The 25,536-nt window shown below is 34.9% G+C and carries 24 protein-coding genes; 18 read left to right on the forward strand and 6 right to left on the reverse strand.

Annotated elements, in window-relative coordinates; genetic code table 11:
• Positions 1 to 19: 19 nt before the first annotated feature.
• Positions 20 to 2,338: a chondroitinase-B domain-containing protein gene (locus tag ACJJVT_RS19735; RefSeq protein WP_405400956.1), complete on the reverse strand. Its 2,319-nt coding sequence runs from the start codon at positions 2,336 to 2,338 to the stop codon at positions 20 to 22.
• Between the two features lie 166 nt (positions 2,339 to 2,504).
• Here ACJJVT_RS19735 and ACJJVT_RS19740 point away from each other — a divergent pair, with 166 nt between their 5' ends.
• Both ACJJVT_RS19740 and ACJJVT_RS19745 read left to right on the forward strand, forming a co-directional pair.
• The gene (locus ACJJVT_RS19740; protein WP_405400957.1) at positions 2,505 to 3,473 is read left to right on the forward strand and encodes a sugar phosphate isomerase/epimerase family protein; all 969 of its coding nucleotides are present in this window, start codon (positions 2,505 to 2,507) and stop codon (positions 3,471 to 3,473) included.
• Positions 3,474 to 3,496: 23 nt separating this feature from the next.
• Complete coding sequence (locus ACJJVT_RS19745; RefSeq protein ID WP_405400958.1) at positions 3,497 to 4,213, forward strand: ribonuclease activity regulator RraA; 717 nt, start codon at positions 3,497 to 3,499, stop codon at positions 4,211 to 4,213.
• Positions 4,214 to 4,304: 91 nt separating this feature from the next.
• Here ACJJVT_RS19745 and ACJJVT_RS19750 read toward each other — a convergent pair whose 3' ends face one another.
• Positions 4,305 to 4,814, reverse strand: coding sequence for a peroxiredoxin-like family protein (locus ACJJVT_RS19750; RefSeq protein ID WP_405400959.1), 510 nt, complete (start codon positions 4,812 to 4,814; stop codon positions 4,305 to 4,307).
• A gap of 109 nt (positions 4,815 to 4,923) precedes the next feature.
• Positions 4,924 to 5,382 carry a hypothetical protein gene (locus ACJJVT_RS19755; protein WP_405400960.1) on the reverse strand — a complete coding sequence of 153 codons (459 nt, stop codon included), beginning with the start codon at positions 5,380 to 5,382 and terminating at the stop codon, positions 4,924 to 4,926.
• A gap of 224 nt (positions 5,383 to 5,606) precedes the next feature.
• Here ACJJVT_RS19755 and ACJJVT_RS19760 point away from each other — a divergent pair, with 224 nt between their 5' ends.
• Positions 5,607 to 6,047 carry a BLUF domain-containing protein gene (locus ACJJVT_RS19760; RefSeq protein WP_405400961.1) on the forward strand — a complete coding sequence of 147 codons (441 nt, stop codon included), beginning with the start codon at positions 5,607 to 5,609 and terminating at the stop codon, positions 6,045 to 6,047.
• 83 nt (positions 6,048 to 6,130) lie between these two features.
• Here ACJJVT_RS19760 and ACJJVT_RS19765 read toward each other — a convergent pair whose 3' ends face one another.
• Positions 6,131 to 6,418, reverse strand: a complete 288-nt coding sequence (locus tag ACJJVT_RS19765; protein WP_405400962.1) for a hypothetical protein — start codon at positions 6,416 to 6,418, stop codon at positions 6,131 to 6,133.
• Positions 6,419 to 6,620: 202 nt separating this feature from the next.
• Here ACJJVT_RS19765 and ACJJVT_RS19770 point away from each other — a divergent pair, with 202 nt between their 5' ends.
• The 3 genes from ACJJVT_RS19770 to ACJJVT_RS19780 all read left to right on the forward strand — a co-directional run bounded on the left by ACJJVT_RS19770 (position 6,621) and on the right by ACJJVT_RS19780 (position 10,229).
• The gene (locus ACJJVT_RS19770; RefSeq protein WP_405400963.1) at positions 6,621 to 7,058 is read left to right on the forward strand and encodes a response regulator; all 438 of its coding nucleotides are present in this window, start codon (positions 6,621 to 6,623) and stop codon (positions 7,056 to 7,058) included.
• A 150-nt stretch (positions 7,059 to 7,208) separates the two neighbouring features.
• A complete protein-coding gene (locus ACJJVT_RS19775; protein ID WP_299800734.1) occupies positions 7,209 to 7,649 on the forward strand; it encodes a DsrE family protein in 441 nt (146 codons plus the stop codon).
• Between the two features lie 279 nt (positions 7,650 to 7,928).
• On the forward strand, positions 7,929 to 10,229 hold the full coding sequence (locus ACJJVT_RS19780; RefSeq protein ID WP_405400964.1) for a DNA topoisomerase 3: 2,301 nt from the start codon (positions 7,929 to 7,931) through the stop codon (positions 10,227 to 10,229).
• 67 nt (positions 10,230 to 10,296) lie between these two features.
• On the opposite strand, the gene ACJJVT_RS19785 is transcribed toward ACJJVT_RS19780, so the two are convergent.
• The gene (locus ACJJVT_RS19785) at positions 10,297 to 11,703 is read right to left on the reverse strand and encodes an exonuclease domain-containing protein (RefSeq protein ID WP_405400965.1); all 1,407 of its coding nucleotides are present in this window, start codon (positions 11,701 to 11,703) and stop codon (positions 10,297 to 10,299) included.
• Between the two features lie 9 nt (positions 11,704 to 11,712).
• Positions 11,713 to 13,773 (reverse strand): ATP-dependent helicase, encoded by a 2,061-nt coding sequence (locus ACJJVT_RS19790; RefSeq protein ID WP_405400966.1) that lies wholly within the window; start codon positions 13,771 to 13,773, stop codon positions 11,713 to 11,715.
• 346 nt (positions 13,774 to 14,119) lie between these two features.
• Between ACJJVT_RS19790 and ACJJVT_RS19795 the strand changes: the two genes are divergently transcribed.
• The 12 genes from ACJJVT_RS19795 (at position 14,120) to ACJJVT_RS19850 (ending at position 25,436) form a co-directional block, all read left to right on the forward strand.
• Positions 14,120 to 14,395, forward strand: coding sequence for a hypothetical protein (locus ACJJVT_RS19795; protein ID WP_405400967.1), 276 nt, complete (start codon positions 14,120 to 14,122; stop codon positions 14,393 to 14,395).
• 17 nt (positions 14,396 to 14,412) lie between these two features.
• Positions 14,413 to 14,778, forward strand: coding sequence for a S24 family peptidase (locus ACJJVT_RS19800; RefSeq protein WP_405400968.1), 366 nt, complete (start codon positions 14,413 to 14,415; stop codon positions 14,776 to 14,778).
• Positions 14,775 to 16,046: a Y-family DNA polymerase gene (locus ACJJVT_RS19805; RefSeq protein WP_405400969.1), complete on the forward strand. Its 1,272-nt coding sequence runs from the start codon at positions 14,775 to 14,777 to the stop codon at positions 16,044 to 16,046. Before ACJJVT_RS19800 ends, ACJJVT_RS19805 begins: the two co-directional genes overlap by 4 nt.
• Before the next feature lie 84 nt (positions 16,047 to 16,130).
• The gene (locus tag ACJJVT_RS19810) at positions 16,131 to 16,553 is read left to right on the forward strand and encodes a BLUF domain-containing protein (RefSeq protein WP_405400970.1); all 423 of its coding nucleotides are present in this window, start codon (positions 16,131 to 16,133) and stop codon (positions 16,551 to 16,553) included.
• A 508-nt stretch (positions 16,554 to 17,061) separates the two neighbouring features.
• The gene (locus ACJJVT_RS19815) at positions 17,062 to 17,958 is read left to right on the forward strand and encodes an AraC family transcriptional regulator (RefSeq protein ID WP_405400971.1); all 897 of its coding nucleotides are present in this window, start codon (positions 17,062 to 17,064) and stop codon (positions 17,956 to 17,958) included.
• A 173-nt stretch (positions 17,959 to 18,131) separates the two neighbouring features.
• Entirely contained in the window at positions 18,132 to 19,442 is a 1,311-nt protein-coding gene (locus ACJJVT_RS19820; RefSeq protein ID WP_405400972.1) for a GntP family permease, read from the forward strand.
• A gap of 424 nt (positions 19,443 to 19,866) precedes the next feature.
• Positions 19,867 to 20,874, forward strand: a complete 1,008-nt coding sequence (locus tag ACJJVT_RS19825; RefSeq protein ID WP_405400973.1) for an L-rhamnose/proton symporter RhaT — start codon at positions 19,867 to 19,869, stop codon at positions 20,872 to 20,874.
• Positions 20,875 to 20,931: 57 nt separating this feature from the next.
• Entirely contained in the window at positions 20,932 to 22,101 is a 1,170-nt protein-coding gene (locus tag ACJJVT_RS19830) for a mandelate racemase/muconate lactonizing enzyme family protein (RefSeq protein WP_405400974.1), read from the forward strand.
• The gene (locus ACJJVT_RS19835) at positions 22,076 to 23,524 is read left to right on the forward strand and encodes an aldehyde dehydrogenase family protein (protein WP_405400975.1); all 1,449 of its coding nucleotides are present in this window, start codon (positions 22,076 to 22,078) and stop codon (positions 23,522 to 23,524) included. Before ACJJVT_RS19830 ends, ACJJVT_RS19835 begins: the two co-directional genes overlap by 26 nt.
• Positions 23,521 to 24,471, forward strand: coding sequence for a 2-dehydro-3-deoxygalactonokinase (locus tag ACJJVT_RS19840; RefSeq protein WP_405400976.1), 951 nt, complete (start codon positions 23,521 to 23,523; stop codon positions 24,469 to 24,471). Before ACJJVT_RS19835 ends, ACJJVT_RS19840 begins: the two co-directional genes overlap by 4 nt.
• Positions 24,461 to 25,111, forward strand: a complete 651-nt coding sequence (locus ACJJVT_RS19845) for a bifunctional 4-hydroxy-2-oxoglutarate aldolase/2-dehydro-3-deoxy-phosphogluconate aldolase (protein ID WP_405400977.1) — start codon at positions 24,461 to 24,463, stop codon at positions 25,109 to 25,111. Before ACJJVT_RS19840 ends, ACJJVT_RS19845 begins: the two co-directional genes overlap by 11 nt.
• Positions 25,112 to 25,115: 4 nt before the next feature.
• Positions 25,116 to 25,436, forward strand: coding sequence for a hypothetical protein (locus tag ACJJVT_RS19850; RefSeq protein WP_405400978.1), 321 nt, complete (start codon positions 25,116 to 25,118; stop codon positions 25,434 to 25,436).
• The last annotated feature ends 100 nt before the right edge of the window (positions 25,437 to 25,536 follow it).

Here is a 25,536-nt window from a genome sequence, read left to right on the forward strand (position 1 = left end):
AATATATTTTTGCGTGGTATTAATACATAAGTTTAAGGGGAAGGTTTTCTTGTACAACCAGCTCCCCGGAATTTTTTATTTCATTGTTAGAAGCCTTGTTGTTTTTTGCACCCCAAAGGCGCGCGACTATTTTTACAGGGTTGTCAATGAATTTATTGTTAGCAAGGTTTACATTGATAATACCGTAAGTATTAAGAAGTAGTCCTTCTTCAGCTTTAGATCCGCAATGTGTGAATGTGCTGTTAGTTACTATTAAATTACCACCAACCGTAGATTCATCATAGCCACCTCTATAGTAGTCCAGGACATTACTCGCAATCCCATCAAATAAACAATTTTCAATGGTGATGTTCTCGGCATTGTATTCCCCCTTATCATCTGTTTCTTCAGACAATTCTAAACCATTTGCGCAATCTTTAATTTGAGTAGATTTGAAAGTAATATGTTCAGAGAACGAAAGCTTGTATGCTTTTAAAACATAAACGAAATTCGATATTTCACAATCGACAACGGTTAAATTGTACAGGCTCGACATATTGTTCTTTAAACTAGCAAAAGCATACTGTTCTTTAGCTCCAATAAGTTGAACATTTTTAAGTGTAAGTTGCCCTTTAGGATTCATTTCAAAAGCCGGAGTTTCAGATGCTCCTTTATATTGAATAATGGCTTTTGTATCAGAGGTAGTAGCCATTATGGTAATACCTTTATTAATTATTAAAGGGGTATCTAAATTGTAACGCTCGGCAGATAGTACAATAGTATCTCCACTATTTGCAGTTGCAAGGGCGCTGGTAAGCTCGGCAACGGTACTTGCTGAATGTGTTTTGTTTTCGGTGCTCGTAGAAGTTGTTTTAGAATACCAGTCAGGACCATATTGCGATACATCCATCATATCTTTTTTATTCACTGGCTTACCAATAACAGCACCGACCAAATTTTTGTCAGCTCTAGAGTTACCGAACAAATCGGCTTTGATCTGGTCAAATTCAAATCCGTTATAAAGTTCAAAGCTAGACAACGAACTATCTGGCATTAAAATATCACCATCGGCTACAGTGGTACCGAAATCTTTTTGGGTAAGTCCGTCAACAGCCTTAAACATCACCCCTTGATTATTGATTACATTACTTTTAAAATCAACACCATCAATAGAATCGTGCTCAACGATAGGTTGCTTGTCACCCTTATCATTATAAATAAGGTTATTTGCTACAATAGTTCGAATTGGAGTAGCAGATCGAATCTCAGATTTAGGTAAAATATCTTTTTGATCGGTATTTGATCCTACACCAAATTGCCAAGGTGATTCACAATTTACCCAAGAATTATTGGCTACAACAACATCTGTAACTTGTAAATATCTATTCAAAGGTGATTTTGGAATTCCGTTCATTACGGCAAGCGGACTCCTAAAAGTTTTACCATTTAAGTTATAGAAATAATTATTGGTCACCCAATGTCCTGTTCCTATTAATCGAATACCACCTATTTGTTCAGAATTTTCATCTCCTATAAATACATTGCCATCAATAATGCAGTAGTTACCATGCCTTGTAACAAGAGAACCTTCGCTTTTATAAAACACATTATTTCTAAATTCATTGAAATTGGTTTTACTAGAAATAATCTCTACTTCACCATTACAGTGGTCAAAAAAGTTATTTTCAACTAAAGTATAACTAGGGGCCATAGAGGTAAAGCTATTACCAAGTTGAATGGTCTCGGCACTAGGTCCGCCTTTAGGTGGTCGAGGTCCAAAATAGTTATTGGTAATTTTATGGTAATTCTTAATACTATTATTACCTGCCAAATCAATTCTAACCGTTGGTCCTCTATTCGACTTTCCTGAAATATAGCAATGGTCTAGCTCATTGTGCCGACCTTTAAATAATACCCATAAATCTGTTTGATTACGTTGTGCTTTGTTGAAATCTATAATAGCAGAATTGGTAATCTTACAATGGTTTGCAACGGAGTCTTCACTAATACCGAAATCGATAACTGCTGAAGATGGAGATGATCCATCAGTGAAGGTTAAGCCATTTACATTCAAATACTCACCGGCAAGTTTTAAATCAGAAGTACCGGTAATTAATACTTCGCCAGGAGTTTCTGCTCGTAAAGTAATAGGGTTTTGCTCATTACCGTAGGCAACAAATTTGATGTTTACGTCTTTCCAATCTCCATTAACCATAACAATATCATCGCCAGGTTTTGCTTTTGATATAGCTGTATTCAATTCATTAATATCGTTTACAGTGATAGCGTTACTGGTTGATTCTTCACCACAAGAAAGTAGTAAGAAAACGGAAGCTAATAGTATGAAATACTTTTTCATTAGATAGTATATTAATCTGGTTTGAAACTCAATGTAGGTCTGTGATTTATTGTGCAATCACTATAAACTGGTTAACCAGTTTGGTTGACCAAAAATACATATATTTGTAAGAATGACAACTAATTAACACAAAACCTATTAATAAAATATAAAAGAGATATCAAAAATGAGAGAAGATAAAAAGGGTGTTTCTAGAAGGAATTTTGCGAAAAAATCAGCTATGGCTTTGGCGGGCATACCTTTGGTACAGTTAGATAGTGATTTTCTAAAACCATTTTTAACTACAGATGATAGTGCTGAAGTACACCTATTCTCTAAACATTTACAATTTCTTGATTATAATGAGATGTCTGCCGCAACAGCAGAAATGGGTTTTAATGGGTTAGATTTAACAGTACGCCCCAAAGGGCATGTATTACCAGACAGGGTAGATGAAGATTTACTGGCGTCAGTAGAAGCCATGAAAAAATATGGATTGAAGCCCAAGATGATGACCACCAATGTTTGGGATATTACAGATGCCGGTCAGCAAAAAGTTTTAAAGACAGCTAGCACTTTAGGGTTCCAATATTACCGAACGGGTTGGTTAAGCTATCCCGAAGAAAAATCAATAGAAGAAAGTCTGGCATTATATGCCACGCAGGCTAAACATTTAGAAATCTTAAATAAGGAATTAGGATTAATCGGATGCTATCAAAATCATGCAGGTAATCACGTAGGGGCACCAATTTGGGATTTGCCTACAATTTTTTCAAAAACGGATACTGAATTTTTAGGATGTCAGTATGATATAAGGCATGCAGTAGTAGAAGGCGGCAAAAGTTGGGAGTTAGATTTGCGACGCATTCAGCCGTATATTAAATCTATAGTTATTAAAGATTTTAAATGGGGAAAGAAAGATGGAGTATGGGAGCCTATCAATACACCTTTAGGGGAAGGTATGATAGATTTTAACCGATACTTTTCTTTACTTAAAAAGTACAAAATCAACGTGCCAATATCATTACATTTAGAATATGATCTGGGCGGGGCAGAGCACGGTGCATCAAAAATTACAATAGATAAAAAAGAAGTGTTCGCTAAGATGAAAAAGGATTTAACCTTTATCAAGGAAGCATGGAAAAAAGCGGAATAATATAAATTTTCAGATCAAATAGAATGACCAAAATAGCTAAAGCAACAAAAGATAAATTAAGAAAGGTTAGTACGGCAACCGTTGCAACCTGTTTATTTAAAAAGGGATTAAAAAATCAGTTTATACAACACGTAAAACCATTAAAATTAGGTCGACCGACAATGGTGGGCGAGGCGTATACCTTACGTTACATACCTGCGCGAGAAGATCTGAATCCCATTACGGTTTTTAGAGATCCTAAGCATTTACAAAGAGTAGCGGTAGAAGAATGTCCTGAAGGTAGTGTTATGGTAATCGATAGTAGGCAAAATGCCAGAGCTGCATCTGCAGGGTCTATTTTAGTAACACGGTTAATGGTTAGAAAAGCCGAAGGTATTGTTACTGATGGCGGATTTAGGGACTCCGCCGAAATTGCCGATTTAGATTTTTCGTCATATCATAATAGACCTACAGCACCTACCAATTTGACTTTGCACCAAGCTATTGCTATAAATGATCCTATTGGTTGTGGCGATGTAGCAGTTTTTCCTGGTGATATTATACTTGGTGATGATGACGGAGTAATGGTAATACCAGCACATCTTGCCGATGAGGTTGCAGATGAATGTATTCAGATGACCTTATATGAAGATTTCGTTTTGGAAATGGTAGAAGGAGGAGAACCTGTTATAGGGCTATACCCAATGGTAAGTGATGAAGCTAAAGTAAAGTTTGAAAAATGGAAGTTAGATAACATGTAGTTGAGCCATTTAGGTAGATAATAAAATAAGGTGATTAGCGCTATAACAGCACTAATCACCTTATTTATGTAAAGTATTCTTGAAATGTATTCTACTCACCACCTCTTGCAGGGTAGTTATTTTTCTTGACGTAATCTATTGCGTTCAAAATATCATCCCAATGAGGTCTTGCAAATGGCATTGTTTGAATAGCACTTGCATATAAGGTATTGTCAGGGCGAATTAAAAATAAACCAGGTTCTGAAAATTCATCCGGTTCTTTGTCCGATGTTTTTTTAGAAACATATAATCCCCATTCTCTAGCAGTCTCAATAGGTAAATTATAACCCACAGGTAATTCTGGTATATTCCATTCTTTACCAGCTTTCTTAGCTCTTTCCTCACTATCACTACTAATAGCGATTAAGTGAACACCTCTGTCGCTAAAATCTTTCAGTTTTGTTGCAAGATCTTCCAAATAGTTTTTACAAACTGGGCAATGTAATCCCCTATAAAAAACAATCATGGTAAAAGATTTACTGGCTTGGTCATACAGGCTCCATTGTGTATCGTTAATTAAAGGTATTTTTAAATCAGGTACTTCTGTTGTGGGTTTTATCATGGTAATATTATTTTATAATTAGTATGCTGTAAAGGTATCAGAGGTTCTTTCAAAAGCTTTGTTGCATACCTTTTAGTATTAATGCAATTCATGTATATGAATTGGCTACTTATTGATTATCTGTTAACCATTGCTCGTATTTAGCATACTGTGCGCTAGACAAAATACCTTCCATTTGTCGTGTTCGCTCACTTTCAATACTACCTAACATTTCGCCACTAGCCGTATTTGCCTGTTTTGTTTTAAAACGTTCTATAGAAGATTGGAAAATGCTAATTTGATTTTCGCTCATTTCTAAGGCAGTAAACATTTCTGAATACTCGGTACCTAAACCAATCGAGCTATTTTTTGCGCCAATATTGTTCATGGCACCAGTTGATCCATTCACTTGCGTCGCCATATTATTTTGAACCATTGGTGATTCGGTAGTAGTACTTATTGTTGCTTTCGTGCTTGTTACATTTTGCTCAGTATTTGTTTCGGTACTGTTCGAAGTTGTCTTTTTAGTACTCGAACATGAGCTCAAAATGGCAGTTAATGCGAGGGTAATTATAATTTTATTTTTCATGATTTTCATATTTTAGATTCCATCGAAAATTATGGCTTAAAATAGATTTCTATAGTCGCTATCACATTTAAAATTGACTCGTAATATGTGTTTGTTATTGTAGTTAAGGGTAAACATTAACGGCGTATGAGTATTGTAAGAAAAATAACATACTTAAATTGATGTAATTGATTGAAAGTTGGTATCTTAATGATAGTTTTAAGCAGTTCTATATACCTTAATATATGTACAATCTTGTGTATAAGTCAGTTGCCAATAGCTTAACATCTGCTCAAGTTGATGAAATTCTAACGGAATCAAGAAATTTCAACGGCAAACATGATATTACAGGATGTCTTATTTACCATGATGGTTTTTTTGTGCAATACTTAGAAGGCGATGCCGAGATAGTCATGGCGTTATTCGAGAAAATTAGGGTAGATACTCGGCATTATGAAGTAATTCTACTATCTCAAGGTAATATTTATTCAAGGGAGTTCGATACATGGAGTATGGCTTACCTCTCAGATAAACTACCAAACGAAGCTTTTCAATATATTAAGTTAATGGTTAGTCCTGAATTTGAAATTCCCGATATGTCGGTTATACCTAATCCGACCTCAAAAAGATTTTGGCTAGCGGCAAAGAATTTGTTGAATAAAATAGGGCATGATAATTTTAATTAGAAATCATTAAAGACGAAAAGTATACATGCTTATATAATGACTTTGGTATCTAATCTTATATTCAAATGCTGATTTGGAATTAATTATTCAATGTCTGATGATAGTTTAGAATTATTTACGACTAGAATTAATTTCAGTAAATTTTCTGCAAATCTTTCAGAATATTCATTTAAATCGGTCAAACTTTCAATTGTTTTTAAGTCTTCATGTCTCTTGTGAAATTCTAACGTACAATTCTTACTTTTAAATTGAATTCTGGGTAGCACCTCTGAAAGTATTGTGTATACTTTTAATGCTTTGCCTTTAGTGAAATAATCGAGCTGATACTGTTTTAGTAACACTGAAAGCTCATTACTATCTTTAAATGCCATAATTTATTTTATAAATTAAATGGGAGAGCATTTGTATATTAACGCAAAAAATTAAATGTAAGTATTTTACTATAAATATTTTTATTTGTCGTATAGTTATTATGATAATTATGCTATTGAGTTATTTTTCCATTTTATTGGTCGAATTTTAAATACGACTTTCTATTAATTTTGAAGGACTTACTGTTCTTGTATAGAAATAATGAAAGATTTGAAAATATATATTGCGGATGATGATTTTGATGACCGCGATTTTTTTATGGATGCATTGAAGAGTATTGATATAAATACAGAAGTATCTCAATTTGATAATGGCGTCGATTTAATGGATAGATTATTCTCTGATGTTACCTTGCCACATGTAATATTTCTAGATTTATATATGCCTATTATGGATGGTTTTGAGTGTCTTATTGATATCAGAAATTTCAAAAAATTTAAGGATATATACATCATTGCCTATTCTTCAATTTATAGAGATAGAGAAGTGAATCAGCTTAAAGAAGATGGGGCTAATCAATTCTTAAAAAAATCATCTTCCTTGAAAGAATTAAGAGAGCTGTTGTCGAAGTCTTTGAGAAAGGTGCCGTTCAAGAATGATGAAGTAGTACATAAAGATGAATTCGTTGTTCTATTGTAAATGAAGTGAACTTTGCTATAATTTTTATAATCGATTGATGGTGTTATGTAATGCTAAAAAACGATTCCTTTTTTTATCATCCCTAAATTAATATTTAGAACTATTTTTCTGTATTTTTAAATAACAAATACATCCATCAAAATAGAAATTATGAATAATATTTTACGAACACTTTTAGTAGTTATTGTAATGATTGCTAGTGGCACACAAGCATATGGACAAAAAAAATTAGACGAACAAGCTGTTGCTGATTTACAGAAAACACCTAAATATGGTTTTATACTTACTACAGAAAGACATTTTAAGGGTGTGCTAAGTATGTATGACCTTCTTATTGAGAACGGCGTTAAAATAGAGGATTATGAAATTGTGGTAAAAGGTAAAGTGGTGACCCAATTGGTAAAAGGTTCAGAGCTTGAAGAGTTCTTTAAAAAATATAAGGGAAAGGTGAAAGTAAGTGTATGCAGTGTTGCTATGGAGAAACTAGGTGTAGCAGAAGAAACACTTTTTGATGGTCTTGATGTTACGCCGACCGCATCGGTACGTGTACTGCAACTACAAGCAAACGGTTACAATACGTTAACCTATTAAGAGAATACATGAAAATTAAAATTACCCTATTTTTTTTGAAAGGATTTTTTTTTTGAACACTCTGGTAATTGGCATCATTTTTATGTTAGCTAAATAACTAGAATTAAAAAGCTTCTAAAACTCAGTTTTAGAAGCTTTTTATATACTATTACCTATGACAAACTATTTCTATATTTGTCCAAATAAAAATGTCCGACGGTTGTGAATTTTAGTTATCATAAATAATATGACTGCTTAGACTAAGATCAATGCCTAAATCTTTAATTTTCAATTCATAAAATGAAAGTCTGTATTGCCGAAAAACCATCTGTAGCTCGAGAAATCGCTTCCGTTCTTGGGGCAAATACCAAACATGATGGTTATTACGAAGGCAATGGCTATGCAGTAACATACACTTTCGGACACCTTTGCACGCTCAAAGAGCCAAATGATTATAAGCCACATTGGAAAAGTTGGGATTTAAATAATCTACCAATGTTACCCGAACATTTTGAAACCAAAGTGACAAAAGATTCTGGTATTCAAAAACAGTTTAAAATTATAAAGCAATTATTCGATAAGGCAGATGTTGTTATAAACTGTGGTGATGCCGGGCAAGAGGGAGAATTGATACAACGTTGGGTATTAAATCAAGCGAACTATAAAGGCAAAGTTGAAAGACTTTGGATTTCATCACTTACCACAGAAGCTATAAAAGAAGGGTTCAATAATTTAAAATCATCTGCAGATTACGATAATTTATATTATGCAGGCTTTTCTCGTGCTATTGGCGATTGGCTTTTGGGTATGAATGCCACTCGTTTATACACTTTAAAACATGGTGGCTACAAACAAGTATTGTCTGTTGGGCGTGTACAAACACCGACCTTGGCTATGCTGGTAGACCGGTTTAAGGAGATAGAAAATTTTAAGCCACAACCCTATTGGGAGCTGCAAACATTATATCGCGAGACCTTGTTCAGTTATGAAGAAGGTCGTTTTTTGAAAGTAGAAGATGGCGAAAAACTTGCCAATATTGTAAAAGAACACGATTTCGAAATTGTTTCCACTACCAAAAAAGCGGGGAATGAATATGCACCAAAACTTTTTGATTTAACAGGGTTGCAGGTGTATTGTAACACCAAATTTGGATTTAGTGCAGACGAGACATTAAAGATTGTTCAGAAATTATATGAGCAAAAAGTAGTAACCTACCCAAGAGTAGATACCACATTTTTGCCTAATGATGTGTACCCTAAAGTGCCGGGAATACTTAAGAAACTTACGAAGTATGATACGTTAACGAAGCCTCTTGATGGTAAAAAAATAAAGAAAACCAAAAAGGTTTTTGACGATAGTAAGGTTACAGATCACCACGCTATTATTCCTACCGGTCAACAAATGAACTTGCAATACAACCAGCAGCAGGTTTATGATATAATTGTCCGTCGTTTTATTGCGGTGTTTTATCCAGATTGTAAAGTTTCGAATACTACAGTGATAGGTAAAGCTGAAACAGTAAAGTTTAAAACCACAGGGAAAGAGATTTTAGAAAAGGGGTGGCGTGTTGTTTTTGAAACACCTGATTCATCATCAAAAGAAACGGGAATATTGCCAACTTTTAAGAAAGGCGAAAAGGGACCACACGAACCTTCATTTCTAGAAAAGCAAACAAAGCCACCAAAGCAGTATACAGAAGCTTCACTCTTGCGTGCAATGGAAACAGCAGGTAAAAAGGTCGATGACGATGAACTTCGTGAGCTAATGAAAGAAAACGGAATTGGTAGACCTTCTACACGTGCCAATATCATTGAAACATTGTTTCGCAGAAAATATATAAAGCGAAATAAAAAGCAAGTGATTCCCACCGTTACAGGAATTCAGTTAATAGATACCATTCAAAATGAAATGCTGAAGTCTGCCGAACTTACCGGTAAATGGGAAAAGCAATTAAAAGATATAGAGAAAGGTACTTTTAGTGCAGGTAGTTTCATTAAACAGATGAAACAAATGGTGGATCAATTGGTTTACGACGTTCGAAGTGAAACTAGAAAGGCTAATATTTCGGCTGTAAATAATAAACCGGCAGCAGCGACTTCTAAGAAAATAGCAATTAAAAAGGCTACAGGAATAACATCAGAGGTTTGTCCTAAATGTAAGAAAGGAACCATACGAAAAGGGAAATCAGCCTATGGCTGTTCTGAGTTTAATAAGACTTGCGATTTTGTAATTCCTTTTAAGTTTGAAGGAAAAACTATTTCAGAAAAACAATACATTAGGCTGTTTCAAAAAGGTTCGACAGTAAATTTAAAAGGCTTTAAAGTCAACAATGCTTCCGTTGAAGGTTTGGTTAGATTTGATGAAAGCTTTAAGCTGAAGTTAGAACCTAAGAAGTCTAAAGTTCAAGCAAAGAATACTACTGAAGAAAATAAGTGTCCTAAATGTAATAAAGGTACTATAGTTAAAGGAAAAACTGCGTATGGCTGTAGTGAATACAAAGCAGGTTGTGATTTTAGGTTTAGTTTTGAAACTATTCGCCAAAAAGCAAATGGTCAGCCTTTGACCAAGGACTTGGTTTTTCAAATATTTACGGGAGCATAAAAATATCCATCAGTTTACTGAAAAGCTTTTTTTATCGAGAACAAAACTCCGTCCTGTGACTTTCGGGTTATGATTTCAAAAAAATCCCTACTTTTTCCAAAGGTTTAATTTTCCATGGATTTCGCTGAGTATAACTTGAAATAATTTTAGCGGTATGGTACGAATGTTTTTTTGGGTCAAGCATATCCTTTAAGTCTTCTAGACTAGATACCGATTGAGAATTATCAAGAAAACCGAAGCCTTGGTAAACACCATGAAGAACTAAAACAAAACCACGTTCTTCTTTGGTTCTTCCTTTTTCAAAAAGTACATAATTGTCTTTTTCGTTGTTGAGATAATCTAAGGCATTTTCAACTTTCTCGTTATATAATCCTACTGCTTCTTCTCCAGTACAGATTCCATCGCATTCATTATATTCGCCGTGGGTACATCTACCTAACTTGCTTTTCAACCCTGTTTGTAAAGGACATAAGCTATACTTTTTAGTCAGTTCTAATAAGCGTTTAATGGCATCACCTCGCTTTAAGAATATTTCGGTAGGGGAGTGTTGAAAAGGCCTTCTTTCTATTTTTAATTGTAGAATGCCCTTTCTATTTTTTTGTGGTACGATATGGTAGGTGACATAACTTTTCTTTTGAATATAATTAAACGGTGGGTCTAATTTATCGATCAGGTCCGCCTCTCGTAATAGGGCAATCAGTTCGCTACCGGTAGTTTCAAAATCTATGTGGTAAGTAGCATCACAAAGAGTTATTTCTTTCTCGCTCGAGTTATAGAAATGGCTCAATACCCTTTTTTTAATATCCTTGGCCTTACCTACATAAACTACTTCACCTCTTTGGTCCTGAAACTTATAAATTCCGGGGGAGCTAGGTAAAGAGTTTAGTTTTTGATAAGCTATATTTTTGGGTGCTATATTTTCTTTCTCAACTTTAGGTTCTAAGAATTTAGAGATGACCATTTCATCATCATCAAGCAAAATCAATCTTTGAAATAGTAGGGCAACCGCAGCATTGTCATCGTCCAAATCATTTGATTCTATGTAGGGAATATTAAGAACACTGCTCAAATAAGGCAGTTCATAACTGGTCATATTTGGTATTAACTTCTTCGCCAATCGCACGGTACATAGCTGGGGAGTTTTAAAAGAATACCCCAAATATTTAAATTCAGATTGTAAAGCATAATGTAAAAATGATGCGTTATGACCAACCAATATGTGGTCTTCAAGTTCTCTTAATATAGTATTAGCAATTTCTAAGAAGGTAGGTGCCTTCAACAACATGGTATCTGTCAAGCCTGTTTTTTGCTGAATGTAATTTGGTATACGTTCTTCAGGGTTAATGTTAGTTTGAAATATAGGTTCGTAATAATCACCATTAAGTTTGCTTATAGTCAGCTGAACTATTCTTAAGGGATTTGGTTTGTAACCAAAAGTGGACATCGAAATAATGGCAAATTTTCTTTCTGGCATTCCTGATATTTAGCTAAAATCCATCCCTGAAGATAAGTCCATATTGTTCGGTTCTGCGGCATCCTTCACAGGCTTAAAATCGTAACCAATGGTTTCTTGTTTTACCAATCCGTCAGGTATAGCCGTTAAAAAATACGTTTCTGCGTCATCTGCTTTCTGACCTGAATTTGTGGGAAGAGATTTACCATGAATTGCTGATATAGAAGCGGTATTTCTAGTAATAATTAATCTGTTCTTAGCACGTGTTAATGCGACATACAAAACCCTGCGGTCTTCCTCAATGGCATCTACATCATCTAAAGACCAAGCGGAAGGAAATGCCTTCGGCGATACATTTAAAACAATACAAACATCGGCTTCCAGTCCTTTTGCGGAGTGAATGGTTGATATAACTACATGATCTTTTTCTTCATCGGTCTCTAATTGCGATTCACTTAGCACAGGTGCGCCGTTCATCTTTTCTGCATTATCTAATAGTCCTTCACCAATAAACTCGCCTAAGCTCGAGTAACTATTTGCCAGAAGTTTTAAAACGGGGAAATCTCCTTTGCGCTTTTCTATCCAATCTTTTCGGTATCTAAAAGCCATCCCTAATGACATGGCATCGTAGGCAATGTCTACCATTTTACCGACTTTACCCTTCTCTTTTTGTACGGCATTATATAGTTCTGCAATTTTGATTCCGTCTTTTCCAGGTATGGCACCTTGTAATAGCGTAGGGATATCGGTTTTACCTTCATCTGCAATAATAACGGCCATAATTCTAGAGGCTCTAACTTCACCGATTCCTTCCCAAAAAGTCAGGAATCTCACCCAAGCAATTTCATCGTATGGGTTGTTGACTATTCGCAATAATGAAACTAAATCTTTAATATGTGCAGCTTGTAAAAATTTGCGCCCGCCATAAGTGACATAGGGTATTTTTCTTCTTATAAATACTGCCTGTAATGTTTTTGTGTAATACTGAGAACGCGATAGAATTAAATGATCAGCAAACTTACGGTCCTCATCAGTATAGTTTTTTAAGATTTCATCAGCTACCCAATTGGCTTCTTGCCATTCATCACTTACATTTAATAATACAGGTACTTCTCCGCTTCCTCGTACAGACTGTAATTGTTTTTTGTAATCTATGGGCGACTTGTCTAACAACCAATTTGAAATATCTAATATTTCTTGCGTAGAGCGGTAATTTTTTTCAAGCTTATAAACCTCAGAGTTGGGTACACGTTCTTTAAATTGATGCACATTTCTAAAATCTGCCCCTCTAAACGAATAGATCGATTGCGCATCATCACCAACGCAGAACAAACTGCAAATATCTATGAATGGAGAAAGTAGCTCCCATTGCAAGGGGTTGGTATCTTGCATTTCATCAACAAGAAGATAATCAAGGTCTTGAGATAATAGCTTTCTAGCCTCTGGGTTAGATTTTAGTTGAGTGGATACCACCAACAGCAAATCATCATAATCTAGATAATGTTGCTCCATCTTTTTCTTTTGATATGCCCTAAGTAAAATTTCTACATTAGGTTTCATAGCAGTTATCTCGTACTCGGTATCCTTATCTTCTTTACCCTTATAAACTAGGGTACGTATAGATTCGGTCAAATTCTTTTTAGTGTTTCTGGCATAAGAATAGACATCTAATAACTGCTGCGGTTTTATACGAAGTTTACCATAAACATCGCTATGGCTACCAGAAACCATTTTCATTAAACCTAACTGATCATCTGGGTCAATTACCGTAAAATTAGCGGCACCGAACAAGTTAGGATACTTTATGATAAGTTGATTACACCATGAGTGGAATGTGGCGCCGTTAAGCGTACGCCCGCTAGATTGTGGTAAGCTTGCTTTTACACGCTCAACAATTTCGTTAGCAGCTTTCTTGGTAAACGTGAGTATTTGAATTTTCGACGGGTTAGCACCATTTTCAATTAAATAGGCAGCCCTCGCAATTATTGTACGTGTTTTTCCTGTACCCGCACCGGCAAGTACCAAAAGATGTTTACCTGAAAATTCGACAGCTTTTAACTGTTGCTTGTTAAGTTCTTCTTTTAAACTCATGTAGTCTTAATATTAAATTAGAGTCCTCATATTACTTGCCTTATCACTAATAATTAAAGCTAGAATGAGGTTCTAAATCTTCTATAAATTACTGCGGTCCTGCTTAAAAACATAACTCTAATTGTTTAATGATTAACGGTATAAAAAATAGTAGGGAATATGTTTATATTATCTACTGTTGTAGGCTGTACTAAATTTTTTAGCTTCAATATTTTTATACAAGGTCTTCAATTTGAAAGTGTTCGTCTACCTTATTTCCGGAGCGGTTTTTCTCTTTTCTGCCCATTGTTAATAATATTTTCAAAATTACATTAAATTATTTGGATAATATCCTGAAATTTGGACAATGTCCAAAACAGTATTTAGAAATTACGATCTTAAGTGCATAAAAGCCCTTCTTAAAGAGATAGGGAAGGAGCGATATGAAGGTGCATTGAAAGACAATGGGCTGTTCGAAAGCAAGCCGATTGTTATGGATGGATTTTTTGTGGAGTACGAGACCGATACCCAAGATGTTAATCTGTATTATAAATACCCTTCTCGGGTAGTTTGTTTTATAATGCCGGTACTCGGCTTTTGGAATGTACCGCATGATCATTGGGTTCGGGAACGAAAAAAATAGGAATACGATTTAAAGTTATGATTGTAGAAGACAAACATTTAATTAAAAAATCAGATAATAACCATAGGGTCAAAAGTCCGACACAGACGGGTTTTTCGAGTCCGGCAACACATTATAGTGAACCTCGAATCGATTTGAACGAAGTATTGGTATCTAATTCATCGTCGACATTTTTTATAAGGGTAGTAGATGATGAGTTTAAGGAGTTCGGTACTTTTAAGAATGATGTTTTAATTGTCGACAAATCGTTGACTCCAAAATTTAATCAACTCGTAGTAGCTGCCGTAGACGATAGTTTTAAAATCGTTCGAATAGATAAGACCTGTACCTCTCGATTGAATGTTTGGGGAACGATAACCTACATTATAAAGTCGGTATTATGATAGCATTAGTAGATTGTAATAGTTTTTATGCTTCATGCGAGCAAGTCTTTAGACCAGATTTGATCAACAGGCCAGTAGTTGTTTTAAGTAATAATGACGGATGCATCATTGCGGCAAATAAACAAGCTAAAGCGTTGACAGACATCCCCATGTTTCAGCCCATATTTGAGATTAAAAAATTGCTTGATGAGAATGATGTTACTTATTTCTCATCGAATTATACCTTGTACAGTGATATGTCTAGAAGGGTGATGGATACTTTGATGACATTTTCACCTAGAGTAGAAGAATACAGTATTGACGAAAGTTGGGTTGATTTAGGGTGCATTAAGGTTGGTGATTACAATGCAATTGCTCATACGATAAAAGATACGGTCCATAAAAATACAGGAATACCAGTGGGAGTAGGTATTGCTAAAACAAAATCGTTATCGAAGTTGGCTAATAAATACGCCAAGAAAATCCCGAAAAACAATAATGTCTATGTGGTAGATAGTGAACGGAAAAGACAACATTTATTACGTAACCTTGACGTGAAGGATATCTGGGGAATAGGGAAAAAGCATGCTATTCGACTTCAAAACAATGGCATACATACAGCATTGGATTTTGCTAATATGCCCGTTGCATGGGTAAGAAAAGAAATGACTGTAATCGGTGAGCGTTTATGGCGAGAATTGAATAATGTACCTTGCTTAGAATTGGAGACCGAAACAAATGCAAAAAAGGGTATCGGAACAGCGAAATCATTCGGATTCAAGCTCTCCGACTACTCTCTTATTGAGGAAGCGTGTAGTTATTATGTTGCAGAAGTAGCAGATTTATTACGGCAGCAACATAGTCTAGCCGCTCAACTAGAAATCTCATTGCAGACCAATCAACATAGTGCAATTGATAAGCAATATAGAAACAGCATTAGTATTAATTTAGATACACCGACAGATAGTACCATCAAACTAACGAAAGAAGCATTGAAAGGTTTGCAACAGATATTTAAACCAGGATATCGTTATAAAAAGGTAGGTGTAAACCTGACTCAATTAGTACACCGAAACGAAGTGCAGACAAACATGTTCGATGATCCACATAAGAGTGAGAGTGATGTTATTACCAATCTTATCGATAATCTAAATGGCAAGTATGGCAAGAATAAAATCAAGGTTGCAACGGTAGGTAATCGCAGTAAAGAATGGGCGCTAATTAAAGAGCATCGCAGTCCGCGGTTTACCACGCAATGGGGAGAACTGATGACGCTAGGTAAAACATAAAACCTCTATTTTTTGATGAACTGAATTAAAACAATCAACTTTTTCATTAACTTAATGTCTGTGTAAATAAACGTGAAAGAATAAATGTTCCAACTAACCTACCAGTCCAAAATATCACCAGAATTAACTATAGCGGAAATTGAGAGTATTCTCATTAATGCACGGAAAAGGAATAATACACATGAAATAACCGGATGCCTAGTGTACTTTGAAGAAAGTATCGTGCAAATTTTGGAAGGTGAGGAGAGTAATGTACTTCAGTTGTTTGATAAAATCAAAAGTGATAGTAGACATCATACTTTAGATTTATTGTGGGAAGGTCCGTCAAGACAAAGATATTTTCCAAAATGGGATATGGCGCTTTATGCACCTGTTGATGATTCTGAATATTATGATTCAAAAGAAGCTTTTGTTACGAATATGACCTTGCTCGCTGATCTTTCTAAAAAAACGACTTCAGCATTATTATCTTTTTGGTCGACAGTTCGAACGAATTTGAATTCGTAGTATCTGGGCAATCTTATATGTATGATGATTTTTTTAAAGCCGAACAAAATACAGGTCTTTGTAGCGGTTACTGGACTCGAACCAGCGACCTTCGGGTTATGAGTTCAAGAAAATTCCTACACTAAAAAATTAACTAATTGATTATCAGTAATTTATATTTTTGATTTTACCGAAAATTGCTTTTTACCGTATGCGGTAACGTATTCGGTATATACTAAAGTGAAAATAATAATAATTTAGTTGTTATGCCGATTATTATTTTGCAATTAACTGTTGTACAAAATATTAGCCTTTTTGTAATTGAATAATCATCTTCAGATTGAAAATCACTAGAAATTAATTTAAATGTCTAATAAATTGCGTTAATGTAAGATATAGCAGTAAATTATCTTAAATATGTGATTTTGATAAAAATAAAGTGAAAATATTATTATATATTTAGTTTCAGAATATTTGAATTTAATTGAATTGTAATTTTTTACAATATTAAATTTTAGCAATAGGCATTATGAAACTAACCTATAAACAAACCGACAGAAAGCCCGAAAATTCATTTTTAGCACGACAAGACACGATACCTTGTATTGAGCAAGATTGGCATTTTCATCCAGAGATAGAGCTGATCTATTTTTTGAAAAGTACGGGTACACGTTATGTGGGTAATTCGATTGGTAATTTTGAGGAGGGTGAGCTTTATATGATAGGTAGTAATGTGCCACATTTGTTCAGAAACCATCGTGAGTATTATGATGGTTTAGACGAAAATAACTCAGCAGATTTAATTGTAGTAAAATTTGAACGTGATTTTTTAGGAGAGGCTTTTAAAGAATTACCCGAAGCAAAAAGATTACAAATACTTTTTGATAATGCAAATAGGGGTCTTAAGTTTTCTAAGGCTGCAACCTATTTAGTACATACTCATATGATGGGTCTTGTCAGGGGGCAAGGGCTTTCACGAATCGTTGGGTTATTGAAAATATTAGATATTTTGTCGGTAAGCGAGAATTTTAATTTTCTATGTTCCAATGGTTTTGATAATTCATACAAGAAAAGTGAGAAAGAGCGAATGGCTAGAATAATCTCATATCTCAATGAGAATTTTGAAAATAAGATAGAGTTAGAGACCGTAGCATCTATTGCTCATATGGCACCAAATGCCTTTTGTAGGTACTTTAAAAAAAGAACGCAAAAGTCATTTGTGCAGTTTTTAAATGAAATTAGAATTGGGCACGCGTGCAAATTATTAATAGAAGGTAAACTACAGATTACTACAATTTGCTATCAATCTGGTTTCAATACTGTCACAAATTTCAATCGTCAATTTAAGGCATTAATGAATATGACTCCAACTGAATATATGGAACCTTATATTTCAGGTCAAAAGGTAGAGTTAGAAGATGTTTAGGCAATTGATGCACTACCGATTTAGGTGCTTTTATAAGTTTTATATATGTTAATATAGTGTTTCTTTAGGGTAATCGTGTAGCTATAGTTAACCGCTGTTTCTGTTAAGTTTGTAAGAGGAATGTTATCAATAAACAATTAATTGAAATTAACTTTCCGTAGAATTAAAAGAATATGACCTCGCTTTTTATTTTAATTTCCTGCATAATATTACTAATCGTTGGTGTTACGATATTTAAGGTGCACCCTATTCCTGCGTTATTAATTGCAGGTTTAATTTTAGGTTTGGCAACCGGTAATTCGGTCGAAATCGTAACTGAAAGTCTTTTAAGTGGTTTTGGTAATACCTTAAAATGGATAGGCTTGGTGATACTATTTGGTACCTTGCTTGGTGAAATTTTGGCAGAGACCGGTGGGGCAGATGTAATTGCCGAAAGTATCATAAAGCTATTCGGGATCAATCGATTGCCATTGGGCATGGCGGTAATTGGTTTTCTAGTAGGTATACCGGTATTTATGGATGTTGCCTATTTGACTTTATTGCCAACTATGGTAGCACTTTCAAAAAGATCAGGTCAGTCTATTTTAGTTTTGGGCTTATCACTTGCAATGAGTTTAACGGTGGCACATGCACTTATTCCTCCTACTCCTGGTCCTTTGGCAGTAGCTGCACTTTTAGAAATCAATATTGGTGATATGATACCATTTAATGTTATGGTCGCATTGGTTGCCGTTATTGGAGGCTTAATATGGATAAAACTCAATACAAAGAGATTGAAAATGCCAAGTTCAAATTCACTAGAACAAGATACCGATATTACAGATAAGAAAGAATTAATTGGTTATAAACGAATATTACCCTTTGCCTCATTACTTGTTCCTTTAATTTTAATGTCTGTAGGAAATATATTTTCGGCTAACAATCCGTTTATAGACTTTATTAAGAATCCGGTTTGGGCATTAATGATTGGTGTTTGCTTTGCGCTTCCTTTAATAGGTAAAGTGAATTTCTCATCACGTCTAAATTCGTATTTTCAGTCTGCAGGAGCCAAATGCGCCATAGTAATACTTATTACTGGTACAGGTGGTGCCTTTGGTCAAGTAATTAAAGATACCGAGATTGTAAATTCCTTATTTTCAGAAGTGGATATAGGCAGTCTTTCTGTATTAGGTGTTATTATCCCTTTTTTGCTTAGTTTTTTATTCACTACGGTTACTGGTTCTATAACCGTTTCTTTAATAACAACAGCTTCTATAGCTGCTCCTTTAGTAACTGGTGGAGTCTTGAACCCTGAATTAACAGCTGCTGCAATTGGTGCTGGATCTTTAGGTATTATACATGTAAATAGTAGTTTTTTCTGGTTGTTTAAAGAGGTGCATGATATTTCAGTAACCAGATTATTAAGGTCATTTAGTGTACTATCTGGTGTAGTGGCAATTAGTGGAGGTGTGTTGGTTTTAATATTATTTTGGTTTTTCAACTAAGAATAACACAGTTAAATATCTCTATTTCTTCGAATTACATTTAAAAATCTTCAAAATTTATTGAAATTATCTGTTTGACTCTTTGAATTTTATCAAATTGATAATATTGTGCAGTCCTAGGTTAATAATTGCATAGTGGCTCTTCTTGATAACCACGTACTTTGAATTGTTAGTTGAATTAAGACAATTATAGTTGTTGAGTTAGTTGTTGCATATAAGCACGGTAATAATTTACATGTATTGCCGTGTTTTATATTTTACTCTGATAATTAATAGTGTCAATTATTTATTCTTAAATAATATTAAATCAGCTTCATGTCTTTATAATAAATGAAATTAAAACGAGGGTAATATTGTGTTTGTACATGAAGAATTCAAATCGTACAAATTTTTCAAATTTCTCTTTTTTGTATAAAGTAAACTTATGAATATTGAATTCCTTCCTTTGGTATTAGTGCTCTTAGCAAGTTTTTTTCAAGGAACTTTTGGTTTGGGTATGAAATATATGGCTCCTTTAAAATGGGAAGCTTGGTGGCTGGTTCATGCTTTTGTTGCAATGATTCTAGTTCCTGTTCTTTGGGCAGTTTTGGTTATTCCTGATCTGTTCGAAGTCATTGCTTCAATAGATAGTAGTGTATTGGTGCTGCCTGCTTTATATGGTGCTTTGTGGGGTATTGGGGGTATTCTTTTCGGAGTTAGTGTAGAAAAGACCGGTATCTCTATTACCTATGGGGTGGTTATGGGTTTAGCTGCTTCGGTGGGTTCGATAATTCCTTTGTTTCAAATTGAAGGGGCTTTTTCACAGCCTTCCTTTCCTATCATAATGATTGGTGTAGTTCTTTTAATAGTAGGGGTAGCAATTACTGCTGTAGCGGGTGTACGCAGAGATAAATTAAAAACTGATGAATCATCTACCAACACGGCTATTAAAACCGGTGTACTAATAGCTATACTATCTGGTGTTCTTTCTGCTTTTTTAAATGTAGGTTTTTCAAATGCAGCATCAATTGCACAGGTTGCTGTTGATGATTTTGGTGTCGGTACTCAAAATGCAAGTTTAGCATCTTGGGTAGTAGTGCTTATCGGCGCATTTCTTGTTAATGGCGGCTATGCTGTGTTTAGATTGATACAGAATAATTCTTGGAGTTCTTACAAAGTTGCTAATAGTGGTAAAGCTTATATGTGGGCAATTGTGTCTGGTATATTTTGGTTTTCGGCACTTGGGGTGTATGGGCAAGGCGCTGCGCTAATGGGTGAAATGGGACCTGTAATAGGTTGGCCGATTCTACTTGGTTTAGCATTGATTATTAGTAATATCTGGGCATATAGAGCAGGAGAATGGAAAAATGCAAAGGCACCATTTAAGTTGCTAATGATTGGTCTTGCCGTGCTCATTTTGGCAATATGCATATTAGGATATGCTAATTATTAATTAGTTACCGTAAGGGTATAAATTAAATTGATTTTAAGAAGTAAATAATATATAAAAATGAAGATAGCGAAAATCGAACCTTATATAATAGTACATAAGCTAGACACTCCTTTCTATTTTTCTCAATGGCAATATGATACGCGTAGAATTTGTATTGTAAAAGTTACTTTAGAAGATGGAACCTATGGTTGGGGAGAAGGCTATGGGCCAGCAGGTGTTATTAAGGCAGGTATTGAATTTTTCACACCTTTTCTTTTAGGTAAAGATGCCTTGGGTCATGAGATATTATGGCAAGAAATGTATCGCCGTTCATTAGACTATGCTCGAAGTGGAAGTCTTCAGGCAGCTATAAGTGCAATAGATGTTGCGCTATGGGATATTAAAGGGAAATTATTGGACCAGCCCGTTTCTGTATTGTTAGGAGGGATTAAAAATCCTATAATTCAACCTTATGCTACCGGATTGTATTTTACCAGAGTAGAAAATCTTGAAGAAACATTGGTTGAAGAAGCGCTACTATATAAAAGTCAAGGTTTTAAGGCGGTAAAGATGAAAGTAGGTCTTGGAGTTGAAGAAGACCTTAAATATATTTCTGCAATAAGAAAGGCTATCGGGTCAGATATCAAACTAATGATTGATTCTAACCATGCATATAACTACCGTGAATCTTTAAAGCTTGCGCAACAAGTAGAAAAGTTTGATATTTCATGGTTTGAAGAGCCTGTTTCTCCAGAAGATTATGAGGGCTATAGAAGGTTGAGAGAGAATACCACAATACCTATAGCTGGTGGTGAATGTGAATATCTAAAGTTTGGTTTTAAACGCTTGTTTGAGAATGAGTGTGTAGATATTGCCCAACCAGATATTTGTGCAACTGGCGGCTTAACAGAAGCTAAGCGCATAGCATCTTTGGCACAAGCATATAGTAAAGATGTTGTACCGCATACGTGGGGTACTTGGATCGCCATTAGTGCTGCTGTACATTTTGTGGGTAACCTAGATATGAATCCTGGTAGAATGTACTGCGAATTACCAACGATGGAGCTTGATCGAACCGAAAATGCACTTAGAGATTTAGTTACAAAAAGTGATGTCAAAGTGGTAAATGGTTTAATAAATGTACCAGATTCGCCAGGGTTAGGCGTAGATGTAGATATAGATGCTTTAGAAAAATTTAAGGAGAAAGAAACAAATACAAATAATGAAAGCATTAAAATTCGGTCATAAAAAATTATATATAGACGGGCAATTAACTGAAGCTTCTAATGGAAAGACTTTTGAAGTAATTTGTCCTGCAGATGAGAAGCCTAGTGCTACCATTGCATGGGCAAGTATTGAAGATACCAATAGAGCATTAAAATCTGCACAAAAAGGTTTCGAGACATGGTCAGTAATGCCATTAGCGACCAGGTTACAGTGGATTGATAAATTAAGAAATAAAATAATAGAAAATAGCGATTTGCTACGTGAAAGTATCATGTACGAAATGGGGAAGACTTGGCAAGGATCAGAAGAAGATCTTACCAGTATCACTAACTCATTAAAATACTATTCTGACGAAATACAATTAAGAAAAGATATACCTATTGAAGATAAAGACGGTAGTCATGAACATCATATGGTGTCTCAGCCATTAGGTGTTGCCGTTGCTTTTTTAGCATATAACTTTCCGTTATTAAATTTAGGTTTTAAACTCGGTCCCGCATTGGCATCAGGATCTAGTATCATATTAAAACCATCAGAATTTTCACCTTTGTCGGCTTATATAATCGGGGAGCTTTGCGCTGAAATCAATTTTCCGAGAGGTGTTGTCAACGTAATTTGTGGTGATTTAAAAGATGTAGGTATTCCATTATGTGAGAGTAAAATACCTAGACTAATTACGATGATCGGTTCTACCGAAACGGCGCAGAAACTTATAGTTCAAAGTGCGCGAACATCTATTAAAAGATATAGTATGGAGTGTGGCGGTAATGCCCCTTTTATTGTAATGGATGATGCTAACTTAGAGTTGGCCATAAATCTCGGAGCTGCATTGAAAATAGGAAATACAGGTCAAATCTGTGTAGCGCCTAATCGCTTCTTCGTTCACGAATCGCTTATCGATAAATTTACGGAAGGCTTGGTTACAAAATTCAGTAATGCTAAAATCGGATTCGGACGTGAAAACAATCCTGATATGGGACCATTGGCAAATGAAGGATCGGTTAAAAAAGTGCAGGCTATTGTGAAAGAGGCAATTAAGCAAGGGGGAGAGCTTATATATGGTGGCAATTCTATTGATGGAAAAGGCTATTATTTCGAACCGACAGCTATCCGCATGAAAGACAATAATGCAGAAATACTTCAGCATGAAATTTTTGGTCCTGTTGCAATAATTGTTCCTTTCAAAACTAAAGAAGAGGTTATCGAATTAGCGAATAATACAGACGCTGGGTTAGCTTCGTACGTTTTTGCAGAAAATAAAGACACCTTAAACTATTTTGCTGAGAAGTTAGAATTTGGCGAGGTGCAGCTGAACGGTGTTAAATATGATATTTATCTGCCTCATGGCGGAGTAAAAAATAGTGGTATAGGTGTAGATTGTTCTACATATGCATTAGATGATTATTTGATTAAAAAGAGAGTTTCTCTGGCTTTGAACAAATGAAAATTCCTGATTATTTTATTAGTTGCGACTGGGGTACCTCTAACTTTAGACTTAGGTTGGTAGAAACTGAAACGTTAAATGTTTTGGTCGAACATAAAACAGATCAGGGTGTAAAAGTTGTCTACCAAAAATTCTTAAAGCAGAATGAGATAGGTCAAACTAAATTCTTCAAGAATTATCTCGAAAGTCAGATCAATAATCTTGATGAGCATCATAAGGCAGGTTTGGTTATTGCTGCTGGTATGGCATCTTCAAATATTGGTATGAAGGAGTTGCCTTATGGCGAGATACCTTTTAATGAACAGGGAGATGGTCTACATTGGGAAATATTACCATTCAAAGAAAATTTAAATATCGTATTGATTTCTGGAGTAAAAACAGAAACCGGTATGATGCGTGGAGAAGAGATACAAGCATTTGGTTTGGCTAAATATTTGGAGTCTTATCAATCTGGTATTCTTATTTTACCGGGTACGCATAGTAAGCACATTAATTATACGAAAGGGCAATTCGATTCTTTAAAAAGTTTCATGACAGGTGAGGTTTTTGAGTTGTTGTCTCGCAACAGTATTTTATCGAATAGTGTAGAAAAGTGTCATTGGATCAATAAAAGGCATGATGCATTTAAACAGGGGTTAGAAATTGGCTTTAGCGGAGAATTAAGTGCAAATCTGTTTTCTATAAGGGCTAGGCATATACTGAACGATGCTAATAAAAAAGATAACTTCTATTTATTGAGCGGTATGTTAATAGGTGATGAGCTTTCTTATTTAAAGAACACAGATCAGACAGTTTTTCTAGCGGCTACCGAGCCTTTTTATAGTATGTACAAATTGGCGTTAGAAACTATTCTTAATACAACGCAAGTAATATGTTTTGGTGACAAGGTTTTGGAAAAAGCCTTGTTGATAGGTCAAAAAAAAATAATACAACTTCATGCAAAATAAAACTGTTTTTTCTTGGGAAAGATATCATAAAACACCTGTAGTAGGTATAGTTAGAGGTTTAGGTATAGACACGGTAAGGCAGATTGTTGAGGCTTATATCGCTGCAAAATTCTACACTATAGAAATTACTATGAATACGCCTAACGTAGCTGAGATAATAGCAGAGTTACGTATAAATTACCCCGATTTAAATGTAGGTGCGGGTACAGTGTGTAACATGGCAGACTTAGATAAAGCAATTGCTGCAGGAGCCCAATTTATTGTAACTCCAATTATTGATGAAGAAGTCATTAAAAAATGTGTAGCAATGCAAATTCCAATTTTTCCTGGTGCATATACCCCAACTGAAATTTATAGGGCTTGGTCTTTGGGGGCATCTGCGGTAAAAGTATTTCCTGCAACCCAATTGGGCCCGAAATATATAAAAGATGTATTGGCACCTTTAAATCAAATCAAGTTAATGCCAACAGGTGGGGTGTCAAAAGAAAATATCAAATCTTTTTTTGAAGCTGGCGTAGTTGGTGCTGGTATGGGCAGTTCATTATTTGATAAGCAAATGATTAAATCAAATGATTTTGAAGCTTTACAGAATCATTTTACGGCAATACGAAACGAAATAAACCTTTTTGTAAAAAATTAGTATTATGAAATATCAGTTCAGTCATATAGGGATACCAACACAAGAAGAAAAAGATTGGGATGGCTATTATGAGCCTGGTAAAATTCATTTTACAGATTTTAATACTGATGAATATGCAGTAGAATGGGTGAAGTTCGATGCCGATAGCCCAATGCCAGAATTGATGCGTACAATACCTCATGTTGCTTATCTAGTCGATAATATTGAAGAGGCCTTGTTAGGTAAAGATATATTAGTAGAAACTTTCTCTCCCGCTGATGGTGTTCGTGTTGCTTTCATCAAGCATAATGGTTCTCCTGTTGAATTTATGGAGGTTTCAGAATAACTTATATTACACTATCTACACTTTTTTTATATCGTTAATCTTACGGGTAACCGGTAAAAAGTTGATTCTTAAGTACCTCCTTTAAGCTATTCTTACTCAA

The sequence above is a fragment of the Maribacter sp. Asnod2-G09 genome (assembly GCF_045063795.1).
Taxonomy (GTDB): Bacteria; Bacteroidota; Bacteroidia; order Flavobacteriales; family Flavobacteriaceae; genus Maribacter.

What these genes read in the sequence shown, in the direction of transcription:
- ACJJVT_RS19805 (WP_405400969.1), top strand. Translation starts at nt 14,775, where the DNA reads ATGATAGCATTAGTAGATTGTAATAGTTTTTATGCTTCATGCGAGCAA.
- ACJJVT_RS19815 (WP_405400971.1), top strand. Translation starts at nt 17,062, where the DNA reads ATGAAACTAACCTATAAACAAACCGACAGAAAGCCCGAAAATTCATTT.
- ACJJVT_RS19760 (WP_405400961.1), top strand. Translation starts at nt 5,607, where the DNA reads ATGTACAATCTTGTGTATAAGTCAGTTGCCAATAGCTTAACATCTGCT.
- ACJJVT_RS19770 (WP_405400963.1), top strand. Translation starts at nt 6,621, where the DNA reads ATGAAAGATTTGAAAATATATATTGCGGATGATGATTTTGATGACCGC.
- ACJJVT_RS19835 (WP_405400975.1), top strand. Translation starts at nt 22,076, where the DNA reads ATGAAAGCATTAAAATTCGGTCATAAAAAATTATATATAGACGGGCAA.
- ACJJVT_RS19735 (WP_405400956.1), bottom strand. Translation starts at nt 2,338, where the DNA reads ATGAAAAAGTATTTCATACTATTAGCTTCCGTTTTCTTACTACTTTCT.
- ACJJVT_RS19850 (WP_405400978.1), top strand. Translation starts at nt 25,116, where the DNA reads ATGAAATATCAGTTCAGTCATATAGGGATACCAACACAAGAAGAAAAA.
- ACJJVT_RS19810 (WP_405400970.1), top strand. Translation starts at nt 16,131, where the DNA reads ATGTTCCAACTAACCTACCAGTCCAAAATATCACCAGAATTAACTATA.
- ACJJVT_RS19780 (WP_405400964.1), top strand. Translation starts at nt 7,929, where the DNA reads ATGAAAGTCTGTATTGCCGAAAAACCATCTGTAGCTCGAGAAATCGCT.
- ACJJVT_RS19830 (WP_405400974.1), top strand. Translation starts at nt 20,932, where the DNA reads ATGAAGATAGCGAAAATCGAACCTTATATAATAGTACATAAGCTAGAC.
- ACJJVT_RS19840 (WP_405400976.1), top strand. Translation starts at nt 23,521, where the DNA reads ATGAAAATTCCTGATTATTTTATTAGTTGCGACTGGGGTACCTCTAAC.
- ACJJVT_RS19825 (WP_405400973.1), top strand. Translation starts at nt 19,867, where the DNA reads ATGAATATTGAATTCCTTCCTTTGGTATTAGTGCTCTTAGCAAGTTTT.
- ACJJVT_RS19740 (WP_405400957.1), top strand. Translation starts at nt 2,505, where the DNA reads ATGAGAGAAGATAAAAAGGGTGTTTCTAGAAGGAATTTTGCGAAAAAA.
- ACJJVT_RS19845 (WP_405400977.1), top strand. Translation starts at nt 24,461, where the DNA reads ATGCAAAATAAAACTGTTTTTTCTTGGGAAAGATATCATAAAACACCT.
- ACJJVT_RS19790 (WP_405400966.1), bottom strand. Translation starts at nt 13,773, where the DNA reads ATGAGTTTAAAAGAAGAACTTAACAAGCAACAGTTAAAAGCTGTCGAA.
- ACJJVT_RS19750 (WP_405400959.1), bottom strand. Translation starts at nt 4,814, where the DNA reads ATGATAAAACCCACAACAGAAGTACCTGATTTAAAAATACCTTTAATT.
- ACJJVT_RS19800 (WP_405400968.1), top strand. Translation starts at nt 14,413, where the DNA reads ATGATTGTAGAAGACAAACATTTAATTAAAAAATCAGATAATAACCAT.
- ACJJVT_RS19785 (WP_405400965.1), bottom strand. Translation starts at nt 11,703, where the DNA reads ATGCCAGAAAGAAAATTTGCCATTATTTCGATGTCCACTTTTGGTTAC.
- ACJJVT_RS19775 (WP_299800734.1), top strand. Translation starts at nt 7,209, where the DNA reads ATGAATAATATTTTACGAACACTTTTAGTAGTTATTGTAATGATTGCT.
- ACJJVT_RS19765 (WP_405400962.1), bottom strand. Translation starts at nt 6,418, where the DNA reads ATGGCATTTAAAGATAGTAATGAGCTTTCAGTGTTACTAAAACAGTAT.
- ACJJVT_RS19745 (WP_405400958.1), top strand. Translation starts at nt 3,497, where the DNA reads ATGACCAAAATAGCTAAAGCAACAAAAGATAAATTAAGAAAGGTTAGT.
- ACJJVT_RS19795 (WP_405400967.1), top strand. Translation starts at nt 14,120, where the DNA reads ATGTCCAAAACAGTATTTAGAAATTACGATCTTAAGTGCATAAAAGCC.
- ACJJVT_RS19820 (WP_405400972.1), top strand. Translation starts at nt 18,132, where the DNA reads ATGACCTCGCTTTTTATTTTAATTTCCTGCATAATATTACTAATCGTT.
- ACJJVT_RS19755 (WP_405400960.1), bottom strand. Translation starts at nt 5,382, where the DNA reads ATGAAAAATAAAATTATAATTACCCTCGCATTAACTGCCATTTTGAGC.